At 38.7% G+C, this 19,497-nt stretch carries 14 protein-coding genes, 1 pseudogene and 1 riboswitch; of the genes and pseudogenes, 7 read left to right on the top strand and 8 right to left on the bottom strand.

Features of this window, described 5'->3' with window-relative positions; all coding sequences use genetic code 11:
• The first annotated feature begins 104 nt into the window (after positions 1–104).
• The gene (gene hisJ, locus AE2B122_RS03515; protein WP_175073107.1) at positions 105–932 is read left to right on the top strand and encodes a histidinol-phosphatase HisJ; all 828 of its coding nucleotides are present in this window, start codon (positions 105–107) and stop codon (positions 930–932) included.
• 253 nt (positions 933–1,185) lie between these two features.
• Here hisJ and AE2B122_RS03520 read toward each other — a convergent pair whose 3' ends face one another.
• The gene (locus tag AE2B122_RS03520) at positions 1,186–2,475 is read right to left on the bottom strand and encodes a Na+/H+ antiporter NhaC family protein (RefSeq protein ID WP_095217804.1); all 1,290 of its coding nucleotides are present in this window, start codon (positions 2,473–2,475) and stop codon (positions 1,186–1,188) included.
• A gap of 86 nt (positions 2,476–2,561) precedes the next feature.
• Positions 2,562–2,670: riboswitch (SAM riboswitch) on the bottom strand.
• A gap of 407 nt (positions 2,671–3,077) precedes the next feature.
• Between AE2B122_RS03520 and AE2B122_RS03525 the strand changes: the two genes are divergently transcribed.
• Together AE2B122_RS03525 and AE2B122_RS03530 are read left to right on the top strand one after the other, a co-directional pair.
• A complete protein-coding gene (locus AE2B122_RS03525; protein WP_175073108.1) occupies positions 3,078–4,277 on the top strand; it encodes a sugar MFS transporter in 1,200 nt (399 codons plus the stop codon).
• Positions 4,278–4,371: 94 nt separating this feature from the next.
• Positions 4,372–4,983, top strand: a complete 612-nt coding sequence (locus AE2B122_RS03530) for a sugar O-acetyltransferase (RefSeq protein ID WP_175073109.1) — start codon at positions 4,372–4,374, stop codon at positions 4,981–4,983.
• 117 nt (positions 4,984–5,100) lie between these two features.
• On the opposite strand, the gene AE2B122_RS03535 is transcribed toward AE2B122_RS03530, so the two are convergent.
• The 6 genes and pseudogenes from AE2B122_RS03535 to AE2B122_RS19460 form a co-directional block, all read right to left on the bottom strand.
• On the bottom strand, positions 5,101–5,895 hold the full coding sequence (locus AE2B122_RS03535; RefSeq protein WP_175073110.1) for an SDR family NAD(P)-dependent oxidoreductase: 795 nt from the start codon (positions 5,893–5,895) through the stop codon (positions 5,101–5,103).
• 19 nt (positions 5,896–5,914) lie between these two features.
• A complete protein-coding gene (locus tag AE2B122_RS03540; protein WP_175073111.1) occupies positions 5,915–6,919 on the bottom strand; it encodes an AraC family transcriptional regulator in 1,005 nt (334 codons plus the stop codon).
• Between the two features lie 439 nt (positions 6,920–7,358).
• Complete coding sequence (locus AE2B122_RS03545; RefSeq protein ID WP_175073112.1) at positions 7,359–8,720, bottom strand: amino acid permease; 1,362 nt, start codon at positions 8,718–8,720, stop codon at positions 7,359–7,361.
• 526 nt (positions 8,721–9,246) lie between these two features.
• A complete protein-coding gene (locus tag AE2B122_RS03550) occupies positions 9,247–10,263 on the bottom strand; it encodes a 2,3-butanediol dehydrogenase (protein ID WP_095217797.1) in 1,017 nt (338 codons plus the stop codon).
• 45 nt (positions 10,264–10,308) lie between these two features.
• Positions 10,309–11,136: a methyl-accepting chemotaxis protein gene (locus tag AE2B122_RS19410; protein WP_095217796.1), complete on the bottom strand. Its 828-nt coding sequence runs from the start codon at positions 11,134–11,136 to the stop codon at positions 10,309–10,311.
• A gap of 11 nt (positions 11,137–11,147) precedes the next feature.
• Positions 11,148–11,480 (bottom strand): annotated as a pseudogene (locus AE2B122_RS19460) (methyl-accepting chemotaxis protein); the annotation flags it as partial.
• Between the two features lie 1,412 nt (positions 11,481–12,892).
• Between AE2B122_RS19460 and AE2B122_RS03565 the strand changes: the two are divergent.
• Both AE2B122_RS03565 and nspC read left to right on the top strand, forming a co-directional pair.
• Positions 12,893–14,125: a saccharopine dehydrogenase family protein gene (locus AE2B122_RS03565; protein ID WP_095217794.1), complete on the top strand. Its 1,233-nt coding sequence runs from the start codon at positions 12,893–12,895 to the stop codon at positions 14,123–14,125.
• 1 nt (position 14,126) lies between these two features.
• The gene (gene nspC, locus AE2B122_RS03570; RefSeq protein ID WP_095270057.1) at positions 14,127–15,254 is read left to right on the top strand and encodes a carboxynorspermidine decarboxylase; all 1,128 of its coding nucleotides are present in this window, start codon (positions 14,127–14,129) and stop codon (positions 15,252–15,254) included.
• 241 nt (positions 15,255–15,495) lie between these two features.
• Here the strand turns inward: nspC and AE2B122_RS03575 are convergent, their stop codons facing one another.
• Positions 15,496–17,127: a catalase gene (locus tag AE2B122_RS03575; protein ID WP_175073113.1), complete on the bottom strand. Its 1,632-nt coding sequence runs from the start codon at positions 17,125–17,127 to the stop codon at positions 15,496–15,498.
• 1,242 nt (positions 17,128–18,369) lie between these two features.
• On the opposite strand from AE2B122_RS03575, the gene AE2B122_RS03585 reads away from it, so the two are divergent.
• Both AE2B122_RS03585 and AE2B122_RS19105 read left to right on the top strand, forming a co-directional pair.
• A complete protein-coding gene (locus AE2B122_RS03585; protein ID WP_095218079.1) occupies positions 18,370–19,023 on the top strand; it encodes an ABC transporter permease in 654 nt (217 codons plus the stop codon).
• Positions 19,024–19,036: 13 nt separating this feature from the next.
• Positions 19,037–19,497 (top strand): ATP-binding cassette domain-containing protein (locus AE2B122_RS19105; protein ID WP_254593403.1); only part of this gene is annotated, 461 nt, incomplete at its 3' end.

Below are 19,497 nucleotides of genomic sequence, written 5' to 3' on the forward strand. Positions count from 1 at the left end.
CTTTCTTTATCATTCTACCACTTTACTATGATAAAGGATTTCTGTTGATTTGAATGTAACATAATGAGATACTAACGTCAACACATAACGAAAGGAGCAAAACTATGCAAGGAGATTTTCACGTACATACCCAGTATTGCCAGCATGGCGCAGACGATAAAATGGAAGCCTATGTCCTCCAAGCAATAAAAAAAGGACTCACTCATTTATCGTTTACAGAACATGCTCCACTCCCAGAAAGCTTTACAGATCCTGCCCCACATCGTGACAGCACAATGGATCGGAACAATGTTGAAGCTTATGTAATGGAAGGAAAAGCGCTGCAAAAACAATATAAAAATGATTTGCAGATTAATATAGGCTTTGAAGTAGATTATATCAGAGGCTACGAACAAGAAACACAAACTTTCCTTGATACGTACGGTCCAGAAATGGATGATGGTATTCTTTCCGTTCATATGCTGCAAGCACCGGATAAGTCTTTCTTCTGCATTGATTACAGTGAAGAGGAATTCGGGCGTGCTGCTGATGTATTTGGCGGATTGTCACCACTATATAAAACTTATTATGAAAATCTGCGGGCTTCACTTGAAGCTGATCTTGGCTTCTTTAAACCAAAAAGAATTGGTCACATTACGTTAATTCAAAAATTTCAGCTAGCTTATCCGAAGCCAGCTGAATTTTCAAAGGAACAGCAGAACATTCTGGAAATAATGAAGGAAAAAGGTTACGAACTCGATGTGAATACTGCTGGTCTTTATAAACCATTATGTAAAGAAATCTATCCACCAGCTGAACTTATAGCGTACGCAGCAAAGATGGGAATTCCACTCGTACCTGGTTCAGACAGTCATGCGGCTGGGGGAATTGGTAAGGGTTTTGAATATTTATCTGATTATTCTCTCCAAATTCCGCAGAGGTTAACTTTATAAATATGCAAAAAACAGCTGCCCAGGTGTCCCAGGGCAGCTGTTTTCATACTTACTGAATACTATTGAAGTTTTGTTGTTGTCATTTCCCTCAGTAAAGTCTGCCTGGTATATTTTTTATATTAGGTAGAACCAGTTTTTAACCACCAAGCTAGTATGTGGTATCCCAATTCTGCTTGTTCCGAAATTGCTTCTATTTCCATAGTAGAAGAAAGTTTAATTAATACACATTATGCTCTAATGGAGAACTGAAAAGTCATTCTCCCGAAGTATTTTTCTTCTTCGGATATCCAATTAAGATGGCGATAATACCACAAATTCCTACCATGATTGGATAAAAACTGTATGGGATAATACTGATTGGCGATATTCCTGCTACGGTTGCAGCAGTCAATAATTGAGCTCCGTATGGCAAAAGACCTTGGATTGAGCAAGAGAAAAGATCTAATATACTAGCTGATTTTCTCGGCTCTATCCCATACTGATCTGCAATATTCTTAGCTAATGGACCAGTAATTAATATAGAAATCGTGTTATTAGCAGTTGATACATCAGTTAGACTCACAAGTCCGGCGATACTAAATTCGGCACCCTTTTTCGTTTTAATTCTTCGCGTTGCCAGGTGCAGAATATAGTCGATTCCTCCGTTAAACTTAATTATCTCTACCATTCCAGCTATTAATATTGCAAGGAAGGCAATTTCATACATACCTGCCATTCCATCACCAATCTGTTGCATCAGGCTCATGAAATGGTAGCTGCCATCTATCAAGCCAACGGCTCCCGCGAGAACAATTCCTAAAACCAGTACGAGGAAGACGTTCATACCGATTAAAGCAAAAACTATAACTAGAACGTAAGGAACTATCTTTATCCAATTATAGCTTATATGATCTACTTGAGCTGATTCACCCATTGCAAGGAATCCTAAAATGATGCTCGTAACAATAGCTGCCGGTAACACAATCCAAAAATTAACTTTAAATTTATCTTTCATCTGTGCGCCTTGCGTACGAACGGCAGTTATCGTTGTGTCTGATATGAAGGATAGATTATCACCGAACATCGAACCACCAACAATCGCTCCCATTACCAAAGCCATCGAAAGACTGGTTTGATCACTTATCCCAACTCCAATTGGAGCTAGTGCTACAATTGATCCAACCGATGTCCCCATCGACAAGGAAATAAAGCATGCAATGACAAATAGGCCAACAACTAGTAGGTTTTGCGGAACGACTGATGTAGTGAGGTTTACAGCAGACTCTACTGCTCCCATGCCTTTGGCAACTTCAGAAAACGCTCCTGCTAAAATAAAAATAATCACCATCAGCATGACATTGGCATTACCTGCACCTTTGCAGAAAATATCAACCTTTTTAGTAAGAGATTCTCTTCGATTCATAGCCAAAGCTACACCCGCTGCTATTGTGATTGCTACTATGACCGGAAAGTTATAAAAATCTCCTGTGATAATTCCTGATCCAATAAATAAAACTAGAAAAACAATAAATGGGATGAGAGCCCATGGATTTGCATTCTTCATTGTTCCACCTCTGATTTTGTTTTACGGCAAAAAATAAAGCCCCATCTTAAATCCATAAGAAGAGGCTTTATATCTATAAAACACTCTTCTTATCTATCAAGCCGCAGCTTGCTGGATTTGGCACAGCAACTTAATCACATAAGCTCCGCTGCCGAGATTTCTTCGGGCCAGTCCCTCCATCTCTCTAAATAAGAAGAAAAGAATATTTTTTTCACAGTAAGTAGGATTATACACATCTCCTTACCTTTTATCAATAGTTTTAGAAATCCTCGATAATGCTTTCATTATAGCTCCTTATTAGAAAGACAATTACACGTGAACATCCCTCTTTTACGCTCTTTCAAAATTGTTGGCTGTAGCGGCTTCTAATTCAAGATTATTTCATCCTTAAAAACTTTTCGTTTCTAATTTCATGAATGTTTAATATGAATGAAGCAGGAGATCGCTGAATAAAAATATAATTAAGTAAGTTTATGCGATTAGATTTGTAAGTCATTTAACACAGCATTGCTTCGATTAATTATGAAGCGTGATTTATATGCATTGCAAACTGCTAACTTTATTTGCAATGTAAGCTCCCTTTATATGAATAGGAGGATATAATGTTCTTCATTTTTTTAATTTACTTATCATTTATCAGCTTAGGATTACCTGATTCTATACTGGGGTCTGCGTGGCCGCTTATGAACACTGACCTTGGCGTTCCGATTGGGAATGCAGGTATTGCTTCTATTATCATATCTATAGGAACAATAATATCCAGTCTGTTTTCATATAGATTAATTAGAGTTCTGGGTACTGGTAAAATCGTTATAATAAGTATAGCTATGACTGCTATTGCACTGCTTGGTTTCTCATTTTCACCTTCTTTTATATGGCTATTATTATGTGCCATACCACTAGGTCTAGGTGCCGGAGCAGTGGATGCAGCTTTAAACAGGTTTGTTGCTACTCACTACGAAGCAAAACATATGAACTGGTTACATGCTTTCTGGGGAGTTGGAGCCCTACTCGGTCCTGTTATTTTATCCGTATTGGTTTTTTGGGGGAATTCTTGGAGAAGTGGTTATTTCACCATTTCAATATTGCAGTTTGCATTAGTCCTGCTGCTACTATTTTCACTTTCAAAGTGGAAAAAATACGAAGATACTGATAGTAATAGAATTCAATATACGAAAGAAATCAATTCAGAAAGCAAAATGGGATTGCTGAACTCGTTTAGGAGAAAAGGTTCTGCCTTTGGAATGGTATCATTTTTCTTGATAGCATCAACTGAGGCCTGCATGATGCTTTGGGGTTCTAGTTATTTAGTTAGAATAGAAGGTATTCCACCCGAAAATGCCGCTGGCTGGATCTCCTTATACTTTCTTGGTATGACGGCTGGCCGTATGTTAAGTGGATTTCTTTCAATCCGCATTAACAATGAATCTTTGATTCAGATAGGTTGTACTTTGACTGTTTCTGGTTTATTGATTATGTTACTTCCATTACCAATCATTTTTACACTATTATCATTTATAATTATAGGGATGGGTCTTGCACCAATCTATCCTTCCATGTTGCACCAAACTCCTGTTTATTTTGGTAAACATAATTCTCAAGCAGCGATGGGGATTCAAATGGCCTTTGCTTACACAGGAGCTACTCTTGTTGCACCCTTATTAGGACAGTCGCTAGCGACTATTTCCTTTTTAATATTCCCTTATTTTCTTTTAGCTTGTGTAGCCGGAATAATGTTCTGTCGATTGATTTTAATACGCTCAAACAAAACTGGTGTTGAGCCTAAACGACTGAGTCAATGACTACCATCTTGAATTTCCTGAAATGGCAGAACATACTTATTTAAGTTGTCTGATATTATAATCTATCTATATTAAGGAATGAGGTTTTTTACATATGGTTAAGAGTATTAAAGATAGCCTGCACAATAGCAGCATGTATCTGCCAGGAGATAAAGAGTTAGCAGAACACCAAAACTTATGCCTAGAACGACTGTACGACTTTAATCAAACACGTCCAAGCGAATTGAAAAAAAGAGAAGCTTTACTCAAAGAGATGTTCGCTGACATTGGGGAAGATTGCTATATCGAGCCTCCACTTCACGCAAATTGGGGCGGCAATCATGTTCACTTTGGAAAGAATGTTTACGCGAACTTCAATTTAACTTTAGTTGATGATACTCATATTTACATTGATGATTATACTATGATAGGCCCTAATGTAACGATCGCAGCAGCCGGGCACCCTATCCTACCCGAACTGCGCGAAAAAGCGTATCAATTTAATGTACCTGTAACTATAGGAAGAAACTGTTGGATAGGTGCTGGTGCCATACTTCTTCCAGGTGTTTCTGTAGGAGACAATACAGTCATTGGAGCTGGTAGTATAGTTACGAAGGACATCCCTTCCAATGTTGTAGCTGTAGGAAATCCTTGTCGAGTACTCAGAGAAATTAATGACTATGACAAAGAATTTTATTTCAAGAATCTAAGGATAGTGGAGAAATAATTAAGAAGCCACACTTTACTTCAGGTGTGGCTTCTCTTTATAAGCTTGAACAGTCCTATACTTCAATGAAAACGTCTTAAGAAGTGTTTGACCTGAAAAAAGGCGCGAGACAAATCTTTAATAAATCGTTGGAATCATCCCTCCATCCATTCGGATTGGGGACCCTTTAAACGCTGAAGCATAAGGACTACATAAGAATACAGCAAGTCTTCCTATCTCGATTGGTCTAATAAATCGCTGTATGTCAGATTGAGGTTGATTATTGATCATAAAATGTTCTTCTTTTTCTGCAAATGTCATGTCTTCATCAGTGTATAATCCCTCAATAATTTGTTGAACATTTTCAGACAGAGTGGGTCCTGGCATAATTGTATTAATCGTAACTTCAGATCCTTTTGTTAAAATGGACAAACTCTTTGATAAAGACAAGAGCATGGATTTTGTCATACCATATTGAGGCATTAGCCCAGAAGGCATTACTGCTTCTTCACTCGCAATAAAGATAATACGGCCATCATTATTTTCTAACATTTTCGGTAAATAATATTTGGATAAGCCATTTGCCGCCAAGACGTTGGTACGGAAGTATTTCTCCCATATGTCATCGGTGATTTCTTCATATTGCATTATTTCATAGATGCCCATGTTGTTAATTAAGATATCTACATCCGGGAATTTCTCTAATAATGCTTTCCTTTGTTGAATATCAACAATGTCAGCTGCAGCATTTAGCGGCGTAGTAGCTGGATAAGCTGTCTTGATTCCCTTAACAATTTCTTCTACATCTTCATTATTCCGCCCATTTATAAGGACGTTAACCCCTTCTTTAGCTAGTTCTAAAGCAATTGCTTTCCCTATTCCCTTTGTAGAACCAGTAACTAAAGCAGTTTTATTATTTAATGCCATTTCCATCTTGTTTTCTCCTTTGATATTATTTATTAATGTTATTTTCAGCCCGCCAATTCAATGGGGTATTCCCTTCCCAGAAACGAAAGGCACGATAGAATGAGCTTTGATCTTTATAACCTAGAAGGAAAGCTACTTCTTTAAGATCTAAAGTTGAGTTCGCTAAGTATTCTCTTGCCTGTTCATGACGTACTTCCATTAATAGCGTTTTAAAGCTAGTTTGTTCATCAGTCAGCCGGCGTTGCAAGGTACGTCCGCTCATACCAAGTTCACTTGCAATATCTTGTAAGTCTAGATTTTCCTTAGTTAAACTGCGTTTTAAAATCCACTTTACTATCTCTTTTATAGAGGGACTGTTCCTGTATCTTTCTAATGTTTGATCCAATACTGGAGTTAAAATCTCCAGCAATTCATCATTGTAAGAAATAAATGGACGATCAAGATCCTCTCTGTTCAATGTCAATCGGTTACGTTCAGCGTTGACTTTAACAGGACAACCAAAGTAATCTTCAAGTTCTAGTAGTTGATTCATTGAATGTGTAAGTTCTACTGAAGTTGCTTTTATAGGCAAACCAGTGCCGCGGCGTCCAAGTTCTAGTAAAAACACAAGTAACGTTCCAATTAGCACTGGCGGTACAGGCAGATCAGCATTCTTCCAAGTGACTTCAATCGTGCATTGGGTACCTTTTTCTACAATTTGAATATTTTCTGGAGGACACATTTTTTTGTAACGAGCCATTCTGTTTAAAGCATCCCTATAGTCACGGGCATGATATGCTGCCAGTACAGGTGATGGATATTGAGCAGTTTCAATTGCTGTTGGAAGCATAAGCATTCCAGCGCCTGTGTTATCAATAATGTTAGAAAAAGCTTGCCATATTCTGATATATTGCTCTGTAGTAACCTCTGATTCAGTTATGACGGTAAGAGGCATCTTTGCTTTTCTAACCACTTCTTGAGCAGGAATTCCAAGTTGAAAAAAACCTTTCCAGAGTCCGTCTGGAATCTTTATATAAATTTGTGCAGTCATGAATTGTACCTCTTTCTATCTATACATTAAGTAGTGGACACTTAAGTATGATGAGTCAAAGCGATAGTAATTTTATTTTAATTATAATAGCTAGTGAAGTAATTAGCATTTTCCGACAATACACTTGCATTAGACGTCAATATGCACACCCTTGTACCTCCATTTATCTTAAAAACGCAAAAAAGCTCGAAGCCCTTAGCACTAAGGGTTTCGAGCTTTTTAAATTTATGATTCCGTCTGGACTTGAACCACCGACCGCTTTTTCAATTTTTTCCGAACTTACATAGCGTATTTATAGGGGTTTTATGCTTGATACTTATTCAACTCAAGCCGTTTTGTTTACGAGTCTTCAAAAATATGCCCCTGTTTGTGTATATAACCAAACAGGGGCCACAAGAACGAAATAGAAATGCGTGTCCCTTCAAAGGACACGCATCACTCATTTTTTCTTCAGTATATAGCCTATTAAAAGTATCAGTACCCATATAGGCAATATATAAAGAGCCAAACGATAATCTGGCATGAAGCCTATGATGACAATCACCGCTGCTAGGAATAGCAGTACGACATAATTGGAGATTGGATACAATGGCAGCTTAAAGGATAACTTGCTTGCTGCTTCCTTTCCTATGCGTTTTCTAAACGCTAAATGAATGATAATGATCATACTCCAGTTGATTATGCCTGCAACTGTTGCAGTTGCCATAACGTAGCTAAATACCTTTTCTGGCATTAAGAAGTTGATAATAACAGCAATTCCTGCCACTCCAGAAGAAAGTAAAATAGCTGGTACTGGTGCACCTGTCTTTTTCCCAGTACGCTGTAGAAACTTTGGTGCGTTACCTTGTTTCGCTAACGAATGCAGCATGCGTCCATTACTGTACAAACTACTATTGTGCGCCGACACAGCTGCAGTCAAGACAACAAGATTCAATATTCCAGCTGCTGCCGGTATACCGACCCCGTCGAGTATTTGGACAAATGGACTGCTTTCCCCGTCTATTTGATTCCATGGGAAGATAGACGTAATTACAATCATTGAACCAACATAGAAGATTAAGATGCGATAAACAACCTGATTGATTGCTTTGGGAATCGTCTTTTTTGGTGTTTCAACTTCACCCGCTGTTATACCTACTAGTTCGACACCTCCAAAGCTGAACATAACGGGTACAAGCGAAAGAAGAATGCCTATCATCCCGTTTGGCAGGTATCCTCCTTCATTAAATAAGTTGGAGAAACCGGTCGGTACACCATTATTTCCAATACCAGTGAAGATGATTAATAAGCCCAGAATTATCATACCTATAATAGCTACCACTTTGATTAGAGCAAAATAAAACTCGAATTCGCCAAATAACTTGACGCTCAATAAGTTAATGCAAGTAATCAGGATAAGAAATCCAAATGCTGTCAGCCAAGTCGGTACTTCCGGAAACCAATATTGAACGTATATGCCGACGACCGTCAACTCAGCCATCGTTACTGCTACATAATTGAACCAATAGTTCCATCCAGAGAAAAATCCGAAAAAGTCTCCTAAATTCTTATACGCATAATAACTGATTGAACCTGAGTTTGGCGTATCAACTGAAAGTTCACCCAGTGCTCGCATGATAAAGAAAATCATCAAGCCGCCTACCAAATAAGCAAGTGGGATAGCCGGTCCTGCTAATCCGATGGAAGAAGCAGAACCATAAAATAGGCCCGTTCCAATTGCTCCGCCCAGTGCAATCATCTGTACATGACGGTTTTTTAAACCTTTTTGTAAATCATTAGTCGATCGGTTGTTTCTTTCCATAACAAAAGCTCCTTGCTACCTATCTTCTCACGTTGTTCTATATTGTTTGATAGCAAACAATTCACCAATAGGCCATCTAATACAGAAAATGAGTGAACAATGTGGGATATTTCATATGATATATCAAATAAACTTAATGATAAACCTATAAAGAAAAATCACTCCTTAACTTTCTATGTGCACATTGTACCATTGTAGGTTCTTCCTTCAATAAAAAGTCTCTTGTAACCGAATTAGAGCTATTACTTCAACTGCCATTCATTTACCTTTCTGCCAATGACACAAAATGCTCTTTTGGAGCTATATCCTTGATTCACTAACCTCTCTACAGTTATTTATTGCCTATCTAAACTTTAATATAGCTTGAAAGTGAAAGAAACATCGATGAAAGAACAACTCATTCAAAAAAAAAATAATATATTTTCTGGATTCTTTAGGTAAAAAAACTCCCCTTTCAGTAAACAGTTTAATTTTCAACTGTCTACTTGAATGGGGAGCATACAAACCGATCTTCCGCTTTCCTATCTTAACTAGGTTTAACTAAGATCTTACATTCATTTTTATCACTTATTAGTTTTTCAAAACCATCTTCTACAATGTTATCTAACGCTATAACACTTGTAATAACTGGCTCAACATTCAATGATCCCTTCGCTAACAAATCAATTGATTGAGCAAAGATATTATTGTAACCAAGAGAGGAATTTATTTTCTTCTCACTGACTACTTGCATTGTCGGGTGGTAGTTAACTGGATTCGCAAAAACACTGACAATCATGAATTCTCCATTAGGTTTGATGCAATCAAGAGACTGGTTAAATGTAGCTTCCACTCCAGCAACATCAAAGGAAACATCCACTCCGCCATTCGTATTATTCTTAATGACTTGCACTGCATCTTCCTCTATCGGGTTTATAACGATATCCGCACCCATTTCTAAAGCTAATTTTCTGCGTTCCTCACTAACTTCAGCCACAAAGATCTTGCTAGCTCCTGCTGCTCTCAAACTTTCTGATAAGAGCAGTCCGATGGGTCCTGCACCAAAAAGCGCTACGCTGTCGCCAATTTTAAATTTGCTTTTTCTGATTGCTTGTAATACAACAGCTAGAGGTTCTATTAATGCTGCAAACTCATAGCTGAGTGTATCCGGAAGTGCAAATACATTTGCTTCTTTTACTACAACGTATTCTGCAAAACCGCCATTCTCATGAATTCCGTATGACTTCATGTCAGGACATATATTATAATTACCCGTTTTACAAGTATCACACTCTCCACATCCCCAAATCGGTTCAACAGCTACTCTATCGCCTGTTTTAAATCTAGTTACATTGTCGCCCACTTCAACAATTTCACCTGTAAACTCATGACCCAAAATCATCTTGTCTTCTGTTACAAAGGTCTTATGTAGGTATTCGTGTAAATCAGTACCGCATATACCTGCAAATTTAACTTTAATTTTAACCGTATCCTTGGATACTTCCGGTTCAGTGATATTCTCAACTTTTACATTTTTCGATCCGTAATATACTAAAGATTTCATCGTATTATCCCCTTTTTCAATTAACTAGTTATGTCCTAGTCTCTATTAGTTTGTAATGTCTTTTATGTATTGTCCAATATCATTGCTTTGTTCATCGAGATTTTGTATGTCTTCCATGAACTCCACCATTACACGGGATTGTTCTTCGGAGGCAGTGGAAACTTCACCGATACTCACAGTCAAATTCTCCATGTTTGTCCGTATTTCCTGAAGCGATTGACCGATCGTACCGACTGCTTCCTTCGTTCCGATGGAAAGCTTACGTATTTCATCTGCCACGACTCCGAATCCTCTCCCAGCATCACCAGAACGGGCTGCTTCAATAGCTGCATTCAAGCCTAACAAGTTGGTCTGTGTAGAAATATCTTCGATCAGTTGTACAACCTTACTAATCTCCTGAGAATTCTCATTTGCATGGGCTGCTTGACCATTGATATCCGTACTCGTAGCGGAAAGCTCCTCAGCCTGCGCAGCAACTTGCTGTACTTTTCCTTGCAGACTGCTGACAATAGCACGTAATTCATCCAGCTCTTCATCTAATATTTCTTCATCTTTTAAGGTTTTGGTGATTTGAAATACACCGACAATCTCTCCGTTTTCATCACGAATAGGATTAGCGGAGTATTGCATACCGACACCATATCGCTCTTTTGGAATATGTATTTGTACCTTTTCTCCATGTAGTGCTTGACGCAGTATATCGTTATCCTCGGAAAAAGCAAAATCGCCGACATTAACGCTATAATCAAAGTCTTTCGACTGGGAAGAAAAGATAAAATTCTCTGTGTCGGTAACGACAACAGCGCAATTCTCACCAAGGTTTTTTTTGATTTCAGGTGCTAGATGGACCAACGCTTGTAATGTTAGATTCATATTCTAATCTCCTATTCCTGGTTTGTTACTTTCTTCATTGTTTCGATGATTTGTTTGCTCTTTTCGTCCAAAGCTTCTATGTCACTCATGAATTCGACCATGACGACAGACTGCTCCTCTGATGAAGTGGAGACTTCATTAATGCTGAGTGTCAGGTTTTCAATGCTGGATCGTATCTCGGTCAAGGAACTACCAATTGTCTGCACTGCTTCCTTCGTATTGTCGGAAAGTTTACGGATTTCATCTGCCACTACGCCGAAGCCTTTTCCTGCTTCCCCAGAACGAGCTGCTTCGATGGCTGCATTTAATCCAAGAAGATTTGTCTGTGTGGAAATTTGTTCAATTAATTGAACCACTTCACCTATTTGGCGGGAGTTTTGGTTTGCATTGTTCGCTTGCTGGTTAATGTCACTACTAGTAGCAGAAAGTTCCTCTGCTTGTGCAGCTACATGTTGTACCTTACCTTGCAATGCATCGATGACCTCATTCAGTCTGCTAAGCTCCTTATCCAGCTTATCTTGATGCTCCAAAGTCCGAGATAAAGACAAAAGACCAACAATTTCGTTTGTTTCCATATCCCGAATAGGAGTTATGGAAGTTACGACCGGTACGCCGAATATTTCAGGATCTTCGGTTTTAGAAATAATGTGTTCCCCTTTGATTGCTCGCAAATAAACCTCGTGTTCATCAAGTCTTGATTTTCCTGCTTCAACGTCCAGCTTCAAAAGCGTTGATGGGGCAAAATATACAAACTTCTCTGTATCCATTACACCTATCGCGGCTGTCGGGCCTAGTGTATCTTTTATAATGGGGGCAATATTTACTACTGCCTGAATTGTAGAATTCATATATTACAAGCTCCTTTACACATGATTCTTCTTTATATCGGTAAGAAGTACTAGAAAGTGAAGTTTTTCACTAGAAAAGGTCTAATTTTGTCACATTTTGTAGAAAATAAAATTGCAATGCTACACTAGGAAAGTGTTTATTTGCTATATATTTCCCTGCTTCTTTAACTTATTTTGTCTTTCACTTTGTCTATGCAGGGGTATCAATACTAGGAATCTTGCGGTATTCTTTGGTGGTTTATATTAAGTTATATATTCTTAATGAGTTTGATGTATCTCATGTATGGTACATCCGAGTTAGCCTTATTTATAAATAATTAATTTTGTCTATTGCTATATAATTTGTGTATGTTAATATAATAGGTGCATTATTTGGAAAGCTGCTATTCAATATATCTGGATCTTTCCAAGCAGATAATTTTTGACCACTTCTCTCTTAATGAGAAGTTTAAGGGCCATACGGACAGCCGGGTCAAATGCCGATTGGCAACTTTAGTTGCCCTATTGATTGAGTTAGAAGCTCAAATTTTATAAGTTGGTTACTTTACAACCAGTGCATTTGCACATCAACTTGTGAAACGGTCAATAAGAGTGGTAAAAGTAATTATTTGCTATTAGACTCTGATCCTTTTTGATATATTCTTGAATATTAAAGAGCTTTCTTGCAAAAGTTTTAGTTTAATAAACTGCTTTTGTTCTGGAGTACCTATGCTATTTTAATATTGATAATTATATCTAAAGCAAGTGTGATGCGCGATTAGGCGTATTTGGCACTTGCTTTTTTGTTTTTAGGGAAATAGATCAAGGTATCCTTTCCTGTAAACATGCAAGTGGCAATCACTCTAAGCTTGGTTGTTTCGGTATTCTTCTTTGCTAGAAAAAATCTATCTTAGTTAGGAGACAAAAGAATGGGTAAAGCACTTATTATTGGCGCTGGCGGCGTGGCATCAGTAGCTGTTCACAAAGCCGTTCAAAACAGTGAGGTATTTGAAGAGATTTGTATCGCTAGCCGTACAAAATCTAAATGTGATGATTTAAAAGCTAAATTAGATGGCGGTAAAACAAAAATCACCACTGCACAGGTGGATGCGGATAATGTTGATGAGCTTATCGCTTTAATAGAAGAGGTAAAACCGGATATCGTGATGAACTTGGCTTTGCCTTATCAGGATTTAACGATTATGGATGCTTGTCTTGCAACAAAAACACACTATATGGACACGGCAAACTATGAGCCAGAGGATACAGCGAAATTTGAATATAAATGGCAGTGGGAATACCGCGAGCGTTTTGAAAAAGCAGGAATAACAGCTCTATTAGGTAGCGGTTTTGATCCAGGCGTAACAGGAGTGTTTTCTGCATATGCACTAAAGCATTACTTTGATGAGATCGAATATATCGACATTCTTGATTGTAATGGCGGAGACCACGGCTATCCTTTCGCAACGAACTTCAATCCTGAGATCAATATTCGCGAGGTTTCTGCTAACGGAAGGTATTGGGAAAATGGTGAATGGATTGAAACGAAACCGATGGAAATCAAGCGTGTTTATGACTTCGCTGAAGTTGGCGAGAAAGACATGTATTTGCTTTACCACGAAGAGCTTGAATCTCTTGCAGAAAACATCCCAGGAATTAAGCGTATACGTTTCTTCATGACATTCGGCGAAAGCTATCTTACACATTTAAAAGCTTTGGAAAATGTGGGAATGACTTCTATTGAACCAATCGAGTTTGAAGGAAAAGAAATCATTCCACTTCAGTTCTTAAAAGCTGTATTACCGGATCCAGCAACACTGGGACCACGAACAGTTGGTAAAACAAACATTGGCTGTATCTTCAGAGGTAAAAAAGACGGTCAAGATAAAACATACTACGTATATAATGTCTGTGACCACCAGGCATGCTATAAAGAGGTTGGTTCTCAAGCCGTTTCTTACACAACTGGCGTTCCTGCCATGATTGGCGCATCTATGATCCTGACTGGAAAGTGGAACAAACCGGGCGTATTTAATATTGAAGAGTTTGATCCAGATCCATTCATGGAAGAGTTGAACAAATGGGGACTTCCATGGGTAGAAGATTTCAATCCTGTGCTAGTTGATGATTCAGTGGTTAAAGAACAGGAGTCAGTACGTTAACATGCGGTTTGAAGAATTACCAACCCCTTGTTACGTAGTTGATGAAGATCTTATTGAAAAAAATCTTAAAATCCTTAATGGCGTCATGCAGCGTACAGGAGCAAAAATTGTGTTGGCGCAAAAAGCTTTTTCCATGACAACAATGTACCCTTTGATTGGAAAATATTTAAGCGGCACAACTGCGAGCGGCTTGTTCGAAGCTCGTCTAGGTTATGAGGAAATGGGCAAAGAAAATCATGTCTTTGCCCCTGCCTATCGTGAAGATGAAATCGACGAGATCATATCCATTTGCGATCATATTATTTTCAATTCCTTCTCTCAGCTGGAGAAATTCAAAGATAAAGCTCTTCAAGCTGGCAGGAAAGTTGGCTTGCGAATTAATCCTGAATGCTCCACGCAAGATGGACATGACATCTATGATCCATGTGCGCCAGGTTCCAGATTCGGTGCGAAACAGGAAGATTTTTCTTCAGATTTGCTTGATGGTGTCTCAGGACTGCACTTCCATACCCTTTGTCAGCAGAATTCGGACGATTTAGAGACAACTCTAAATGCGGTGGAAGAAAAATTTGGTCAATGGCTGCCACAAATGGAATGGATCAATTTCGGCGGCGGCCACCATATCACTAGAGAGGATTATAATATCCCTACACTAGAAGCTTGCATTAAAAGAATGCAGGATAGATATGGTTTAGAAGTATATCTTGAGCCCGGAGAAGCTATTGCGCTTGATGCAGGCTATTTGATTACATCTGTACTCGATATTCATAAAAATGAAATTGAAATTGCCATTCTTGATACCTCAGCAACTTGTCATATGCCTGATGTATTGGAAATGCCATATCGCCCTCCCCTATTTGGTTCAGGCGAAACTGCCGAGAAACCATTCACTTATCGACTTGGCGGACAAACCTGCCTTACTGGCGATGTAATAGGAGATTATTCTTTCGATCAGCCATTAAAAAGCGGCGACAGATTAGTTTTCGGAGATATGGCTATTTACTCAATGGTGAAAACGAACACATTCAACGGTATGCCGTTGCCAGCCATTGCGGTCCGCGATAAAGATGGCGATTGCCAAGTTGTACGCGAGTTTGGCTATCAAGACTTTAAGATGAGATTAGCTTGAAAATAATGTCGTTCGTTTAAAGATAAGATATTTTAAATATCAAACTATTCTAGTTCCTTAGCTAACAACAAGAAAAGGTCAACCTAATTTGGGTTGACCTTTTCTTGTTTCTGATGCTTTTCAGTTTAATCATTACATGCACGCTTAGCTGGGATTAGGGACATCGAATAGATGAAGTTATTTCTTACATACAAAAAGGCTGTCACAATAAATTGACAACCCTTTGTACAAACTCTATTTCTTAATACTCATCTGATTCGCGACTTTTTTCTACTGCTTCATCGGTTGCTTCATTGGCCGCTAGTGAACCTTGTCCGAATTTAGTTTTTCCTGCTTCACGCCCTGGAAGTTTATCTTCCTCGTTATTTTCTTTGATTTCTTTCAACTTCGCTTCAATGCCTTCCTTTACGCGGCGGCCATACTCTTCATCTGCTTGTGTGAAGTGTTCAATCATAGCGCTTTGAATTGATTCATCACACACCGCTAACGCATTGGATAAGTTATTGATTAACTCATCTCGCTCCCAATCTTCAAAATTGCGATAGGTTTCGCCTGCTTGTCCATAGTTATTCGGACGATTGATTGGCGCGCTCATTGCGGCTGCATTAAACGTAGGGCGATGCTGCGGACGCTCTCCTTTATCTGCTTCCTGTAAACCGCCTAGCATAGATGGTTCATAATTGATATGCGGATTATCACCAGACTCTTTTGGATCACGGAAATCCATTTGTCCACGATGCTGATTGGTGTGGATAGTTGTTTTAGGTGCGTTGACCGGCAGCTTCAAATAGTTCGCCCCTACTCGGTAGCGCTGTGTATCGGAATACGAGAAAGTACGGCCTTGCAGCATTTTGTCATCAGAAAAGTCCATTCCATCGACAAGTACGCCAGTACCGAATGCAGCTTGCTCAATCTCTGCATGATAATCAACTGGATTACGGTCTAAGACCATCTTTCCTACTGGAAGCCATGGGAATTTATCTTCCGGCCATAGTTTTGTGTCATCAAGAGGATCAAAGTCCAGTTCCTCATGGTAGTCATCCTCCATGATCTGAACAAATAGTTCCCATTCGGGATAATCTCCTTGCTCTATTGCCTCATATAGATCCTGTGTAGCATGACCAGTGTTTTTCCCTTGGATATAATTGGCTTCCTCCTGGGTCAAGTTACGGATGCCTTGCTTCGGTTCCCAGTGATACTTCACTAGGACAGCCTCACCCTTTTCGTCAACCCATTTATAGGTATTAACGCCTGAACCTTGCATATGTCGGTATGTTGCAGGTATACCATATGGAGAGAACAAGAATGTAATCATATGCGTTGCTTCTGGAGAACGTGAAACAAAATCAAACATACGCTGCGGGTTCGGAACATTTGATGCTGGATCAGCTTTAAATGCGTGAATCATGTCTGGGAATTTCATCGCATCACGGATAAAGAAAATCTTAAGGTTGTTACCAACCAAGTCCCAGTTACCATCTTCTGTGTACATTTTTACAGCAAAACCACGAGGATCCCGCTCTGTTTCAGGTGAATCTTTTGAGCCTGCTACAGTAGAGAAACGAACCATTAAAGGTGTTTTCTTACCAGCGCCTGAAAAGACTTTTGCCCGCGTATACTTCTCTACAGGCTCGTCCCCTACTTTTCCGTATGTTTCAAAATAGCCAAATGCACCAGCACCTCTTGCGTGTACCACACGCTCTGGTACCTCTTCCCTGTCAAAATGGGAAATTTTTTCGATGAAATGATAATTCTCAAGTGTTGCCGGACCACGGTCACCAATCGTACGGATATTCTGATTATCCGTTACAGGATGCCCCTGTCTAGTGGTTAAAGTTTTTCTCTCAACATTTTTATCTTTATTCTCAGCCAAATTGGTGTACCTCCTTAGATTATTCAAAATAATACTAACATTCCAATTTTAATTCTTCAATTAAGACACTTGTTATTTAATAAAAGTTATTCAATTGTAATGATTATAATAAATCTGTCTCACCAAAATTTAATTGATACCATGCAAAAACGCTTCTCAAGAAATTACCCAATACATACTAAATTTTACCCGACTTATATTAGAATTAAACTTGAAGAATTTGTTGTTACAAGCACATTTATAAATAGTATGACTAACATGCAAAACTTTTATGATGACTTCTCCAGCAATTCAGTAATTATTTAGAGAGTTTTACACCTAAAAGTGTAGATTGAGCTGTTCCATGCAAAAATTTCGAAATCTAAATATCGTATATAAAAATTTAAAATAAGTGTGACCGTGTGACCTATTTATAAATTAGATTTAGTATTTTGTTTAGAGAACTAGCACTTATAATTAAATAACGAAAGGAGAAGTCTAATAACAACACAAATTTCATTCCAACAAGTAGATGTATTTACAAAGAAACCTTTCAAAGGCAATCCTGTGGCTGTTATTCTGGACGGAAACGCTATCTCGACTTAAGATATGCAGAAAATAGCAAATTGGACTAACTTCTCTGAAACTACCTTTGTTTGCAAACCGACACATCCGTAGAATACGGATTTTTACTCCAAATAATAATTTGCCCTTTCTCTTTTTGTCTTTTTTGATTCAAAATTAATAAAAACTGTACACTGTGAGAAAAGTACAGAATTTACTATTAGTTATTTTTTTGATTGATCTTTGTCTGGATTGATTGTAGCAGGTACTAGTTTTCCGATGTTAGCCGATGTTGGAGGCATTCTTTCCGTTTTATTGATTCCAGTGATGATATGGTATCACCGAAGCAAAATTTGAAGAATAGCAGTTTATAAGAAAAGGCTGTACATCAATACTTTGTACAGCCTTTTTGTTCTATCTTCATTAACTCTGATTATCAAACCACTGATGCTCCACCATATAAGCAACACTTTCTTCCACTGTTCCCAAAAGGGTATGCTTGGATAATATCGTTTTCCTTTTCAATACGTAAATAACCGCTTCTGGCATTTAAAAGAGAATTGATCAGCGCACAGACTTAAACTCATTCTTATGTATTGGTTATTTTTCCATGTTAGGATGTTAGTCAAACTGGGTATAAATATGATAGCAAAAGTCTGACAAGAGCTTTTGCAGGACAAAAACAGGAGGTGCCCTCTCATCACCAATTTAATAGAATACTTCGCAAGTAATTTCACATTTATACTTGGATACACATGGGATCACATAAAGCTTGTCGGTTTAGCAATCATAATTGCTATCGTGATCGGTGTTCCATTAGGAATCTATTGTTCCGTCAATAGATTTGCCGCCTCAACTATTCTACAGATTGCTTCCATCATGATGACTATTCCAAGCCTCGCTTTATTTGGAATCATGATTCCCGTACTTTCGCTTATCAACGAAGGAATAGGTACGTTACCAGCTGTTATCGCACTTGTACTCTACTCACAGCTGCCGATCATCCGAAATACATACACGGCCATCAGCAATGTAGATCCCGACATACGTGATGCAGCAAATGGAATTGGTCTCACAACTTTTCAACGTCTTTATAAAGTGGAGCTGCCGAATGCCATGCCTTTGATCATGGCTGGAATCCGCACCGCTACTGTACTCAATATCGGTGTCGGCGCCATTGCTACGCTAATCGGCGCAGGAGGCCTTGGCGGCATCATCTATCAAGGAATTTTGCGTACTAATAACACAATGATCCTCGCAGGTGCAATTGCTGTCGCTATATTGGCATTGATTGCTGATTTATTCTTGCGCTTGATTGAAAATCTATTTACGCCAAAGGGTGTAAAAAAATAATAAGGGAGACTATATGATACATTTCAACGATGTCAAAAAGATATACAACGGCAATGTAAAAGCGATTGAGGATATGAATTTCACCGTCGAAAAAGGTGAACTGGTCATCATGCTAGGCCCTTCCGGCTGCGGAAAGACTACTTTGCTTCGTATGGTAAATCAACTCGAAAGCATCACAGACGGTGATATCATGCTCAACGGCAAGAGCGTCCGCCATTCCAACAAAATTGAGATGCGCCGAAACATCGGTTATGTTATTCAATCTAATGGCTTGTTCCCGAATATGAATATTGAGGATAATGCCATGATTGTACCAAATCTTCTAGGCTGGGACCGTAAAAAAATGCGCGACCGTTTTAATACTTTGATGGAACTTGTAGGGTTAAATCCAGATGAATATCGAAAACGATATCCGCATGAGCTTTCCGGCGGTCAGCAGCAGCGTGTCGGTGTGGCTCCTGCCCCGGCCGCCCG

Source organism: Terribacillus sp. AE2B 122, assembly GCF_902497585.1.
Lineage (GTDB): Bacteria > Bacillota > Bacilli > Bacillales > Amphibacillaceae > Terribacillus > Terribacillus saccharophilus_A.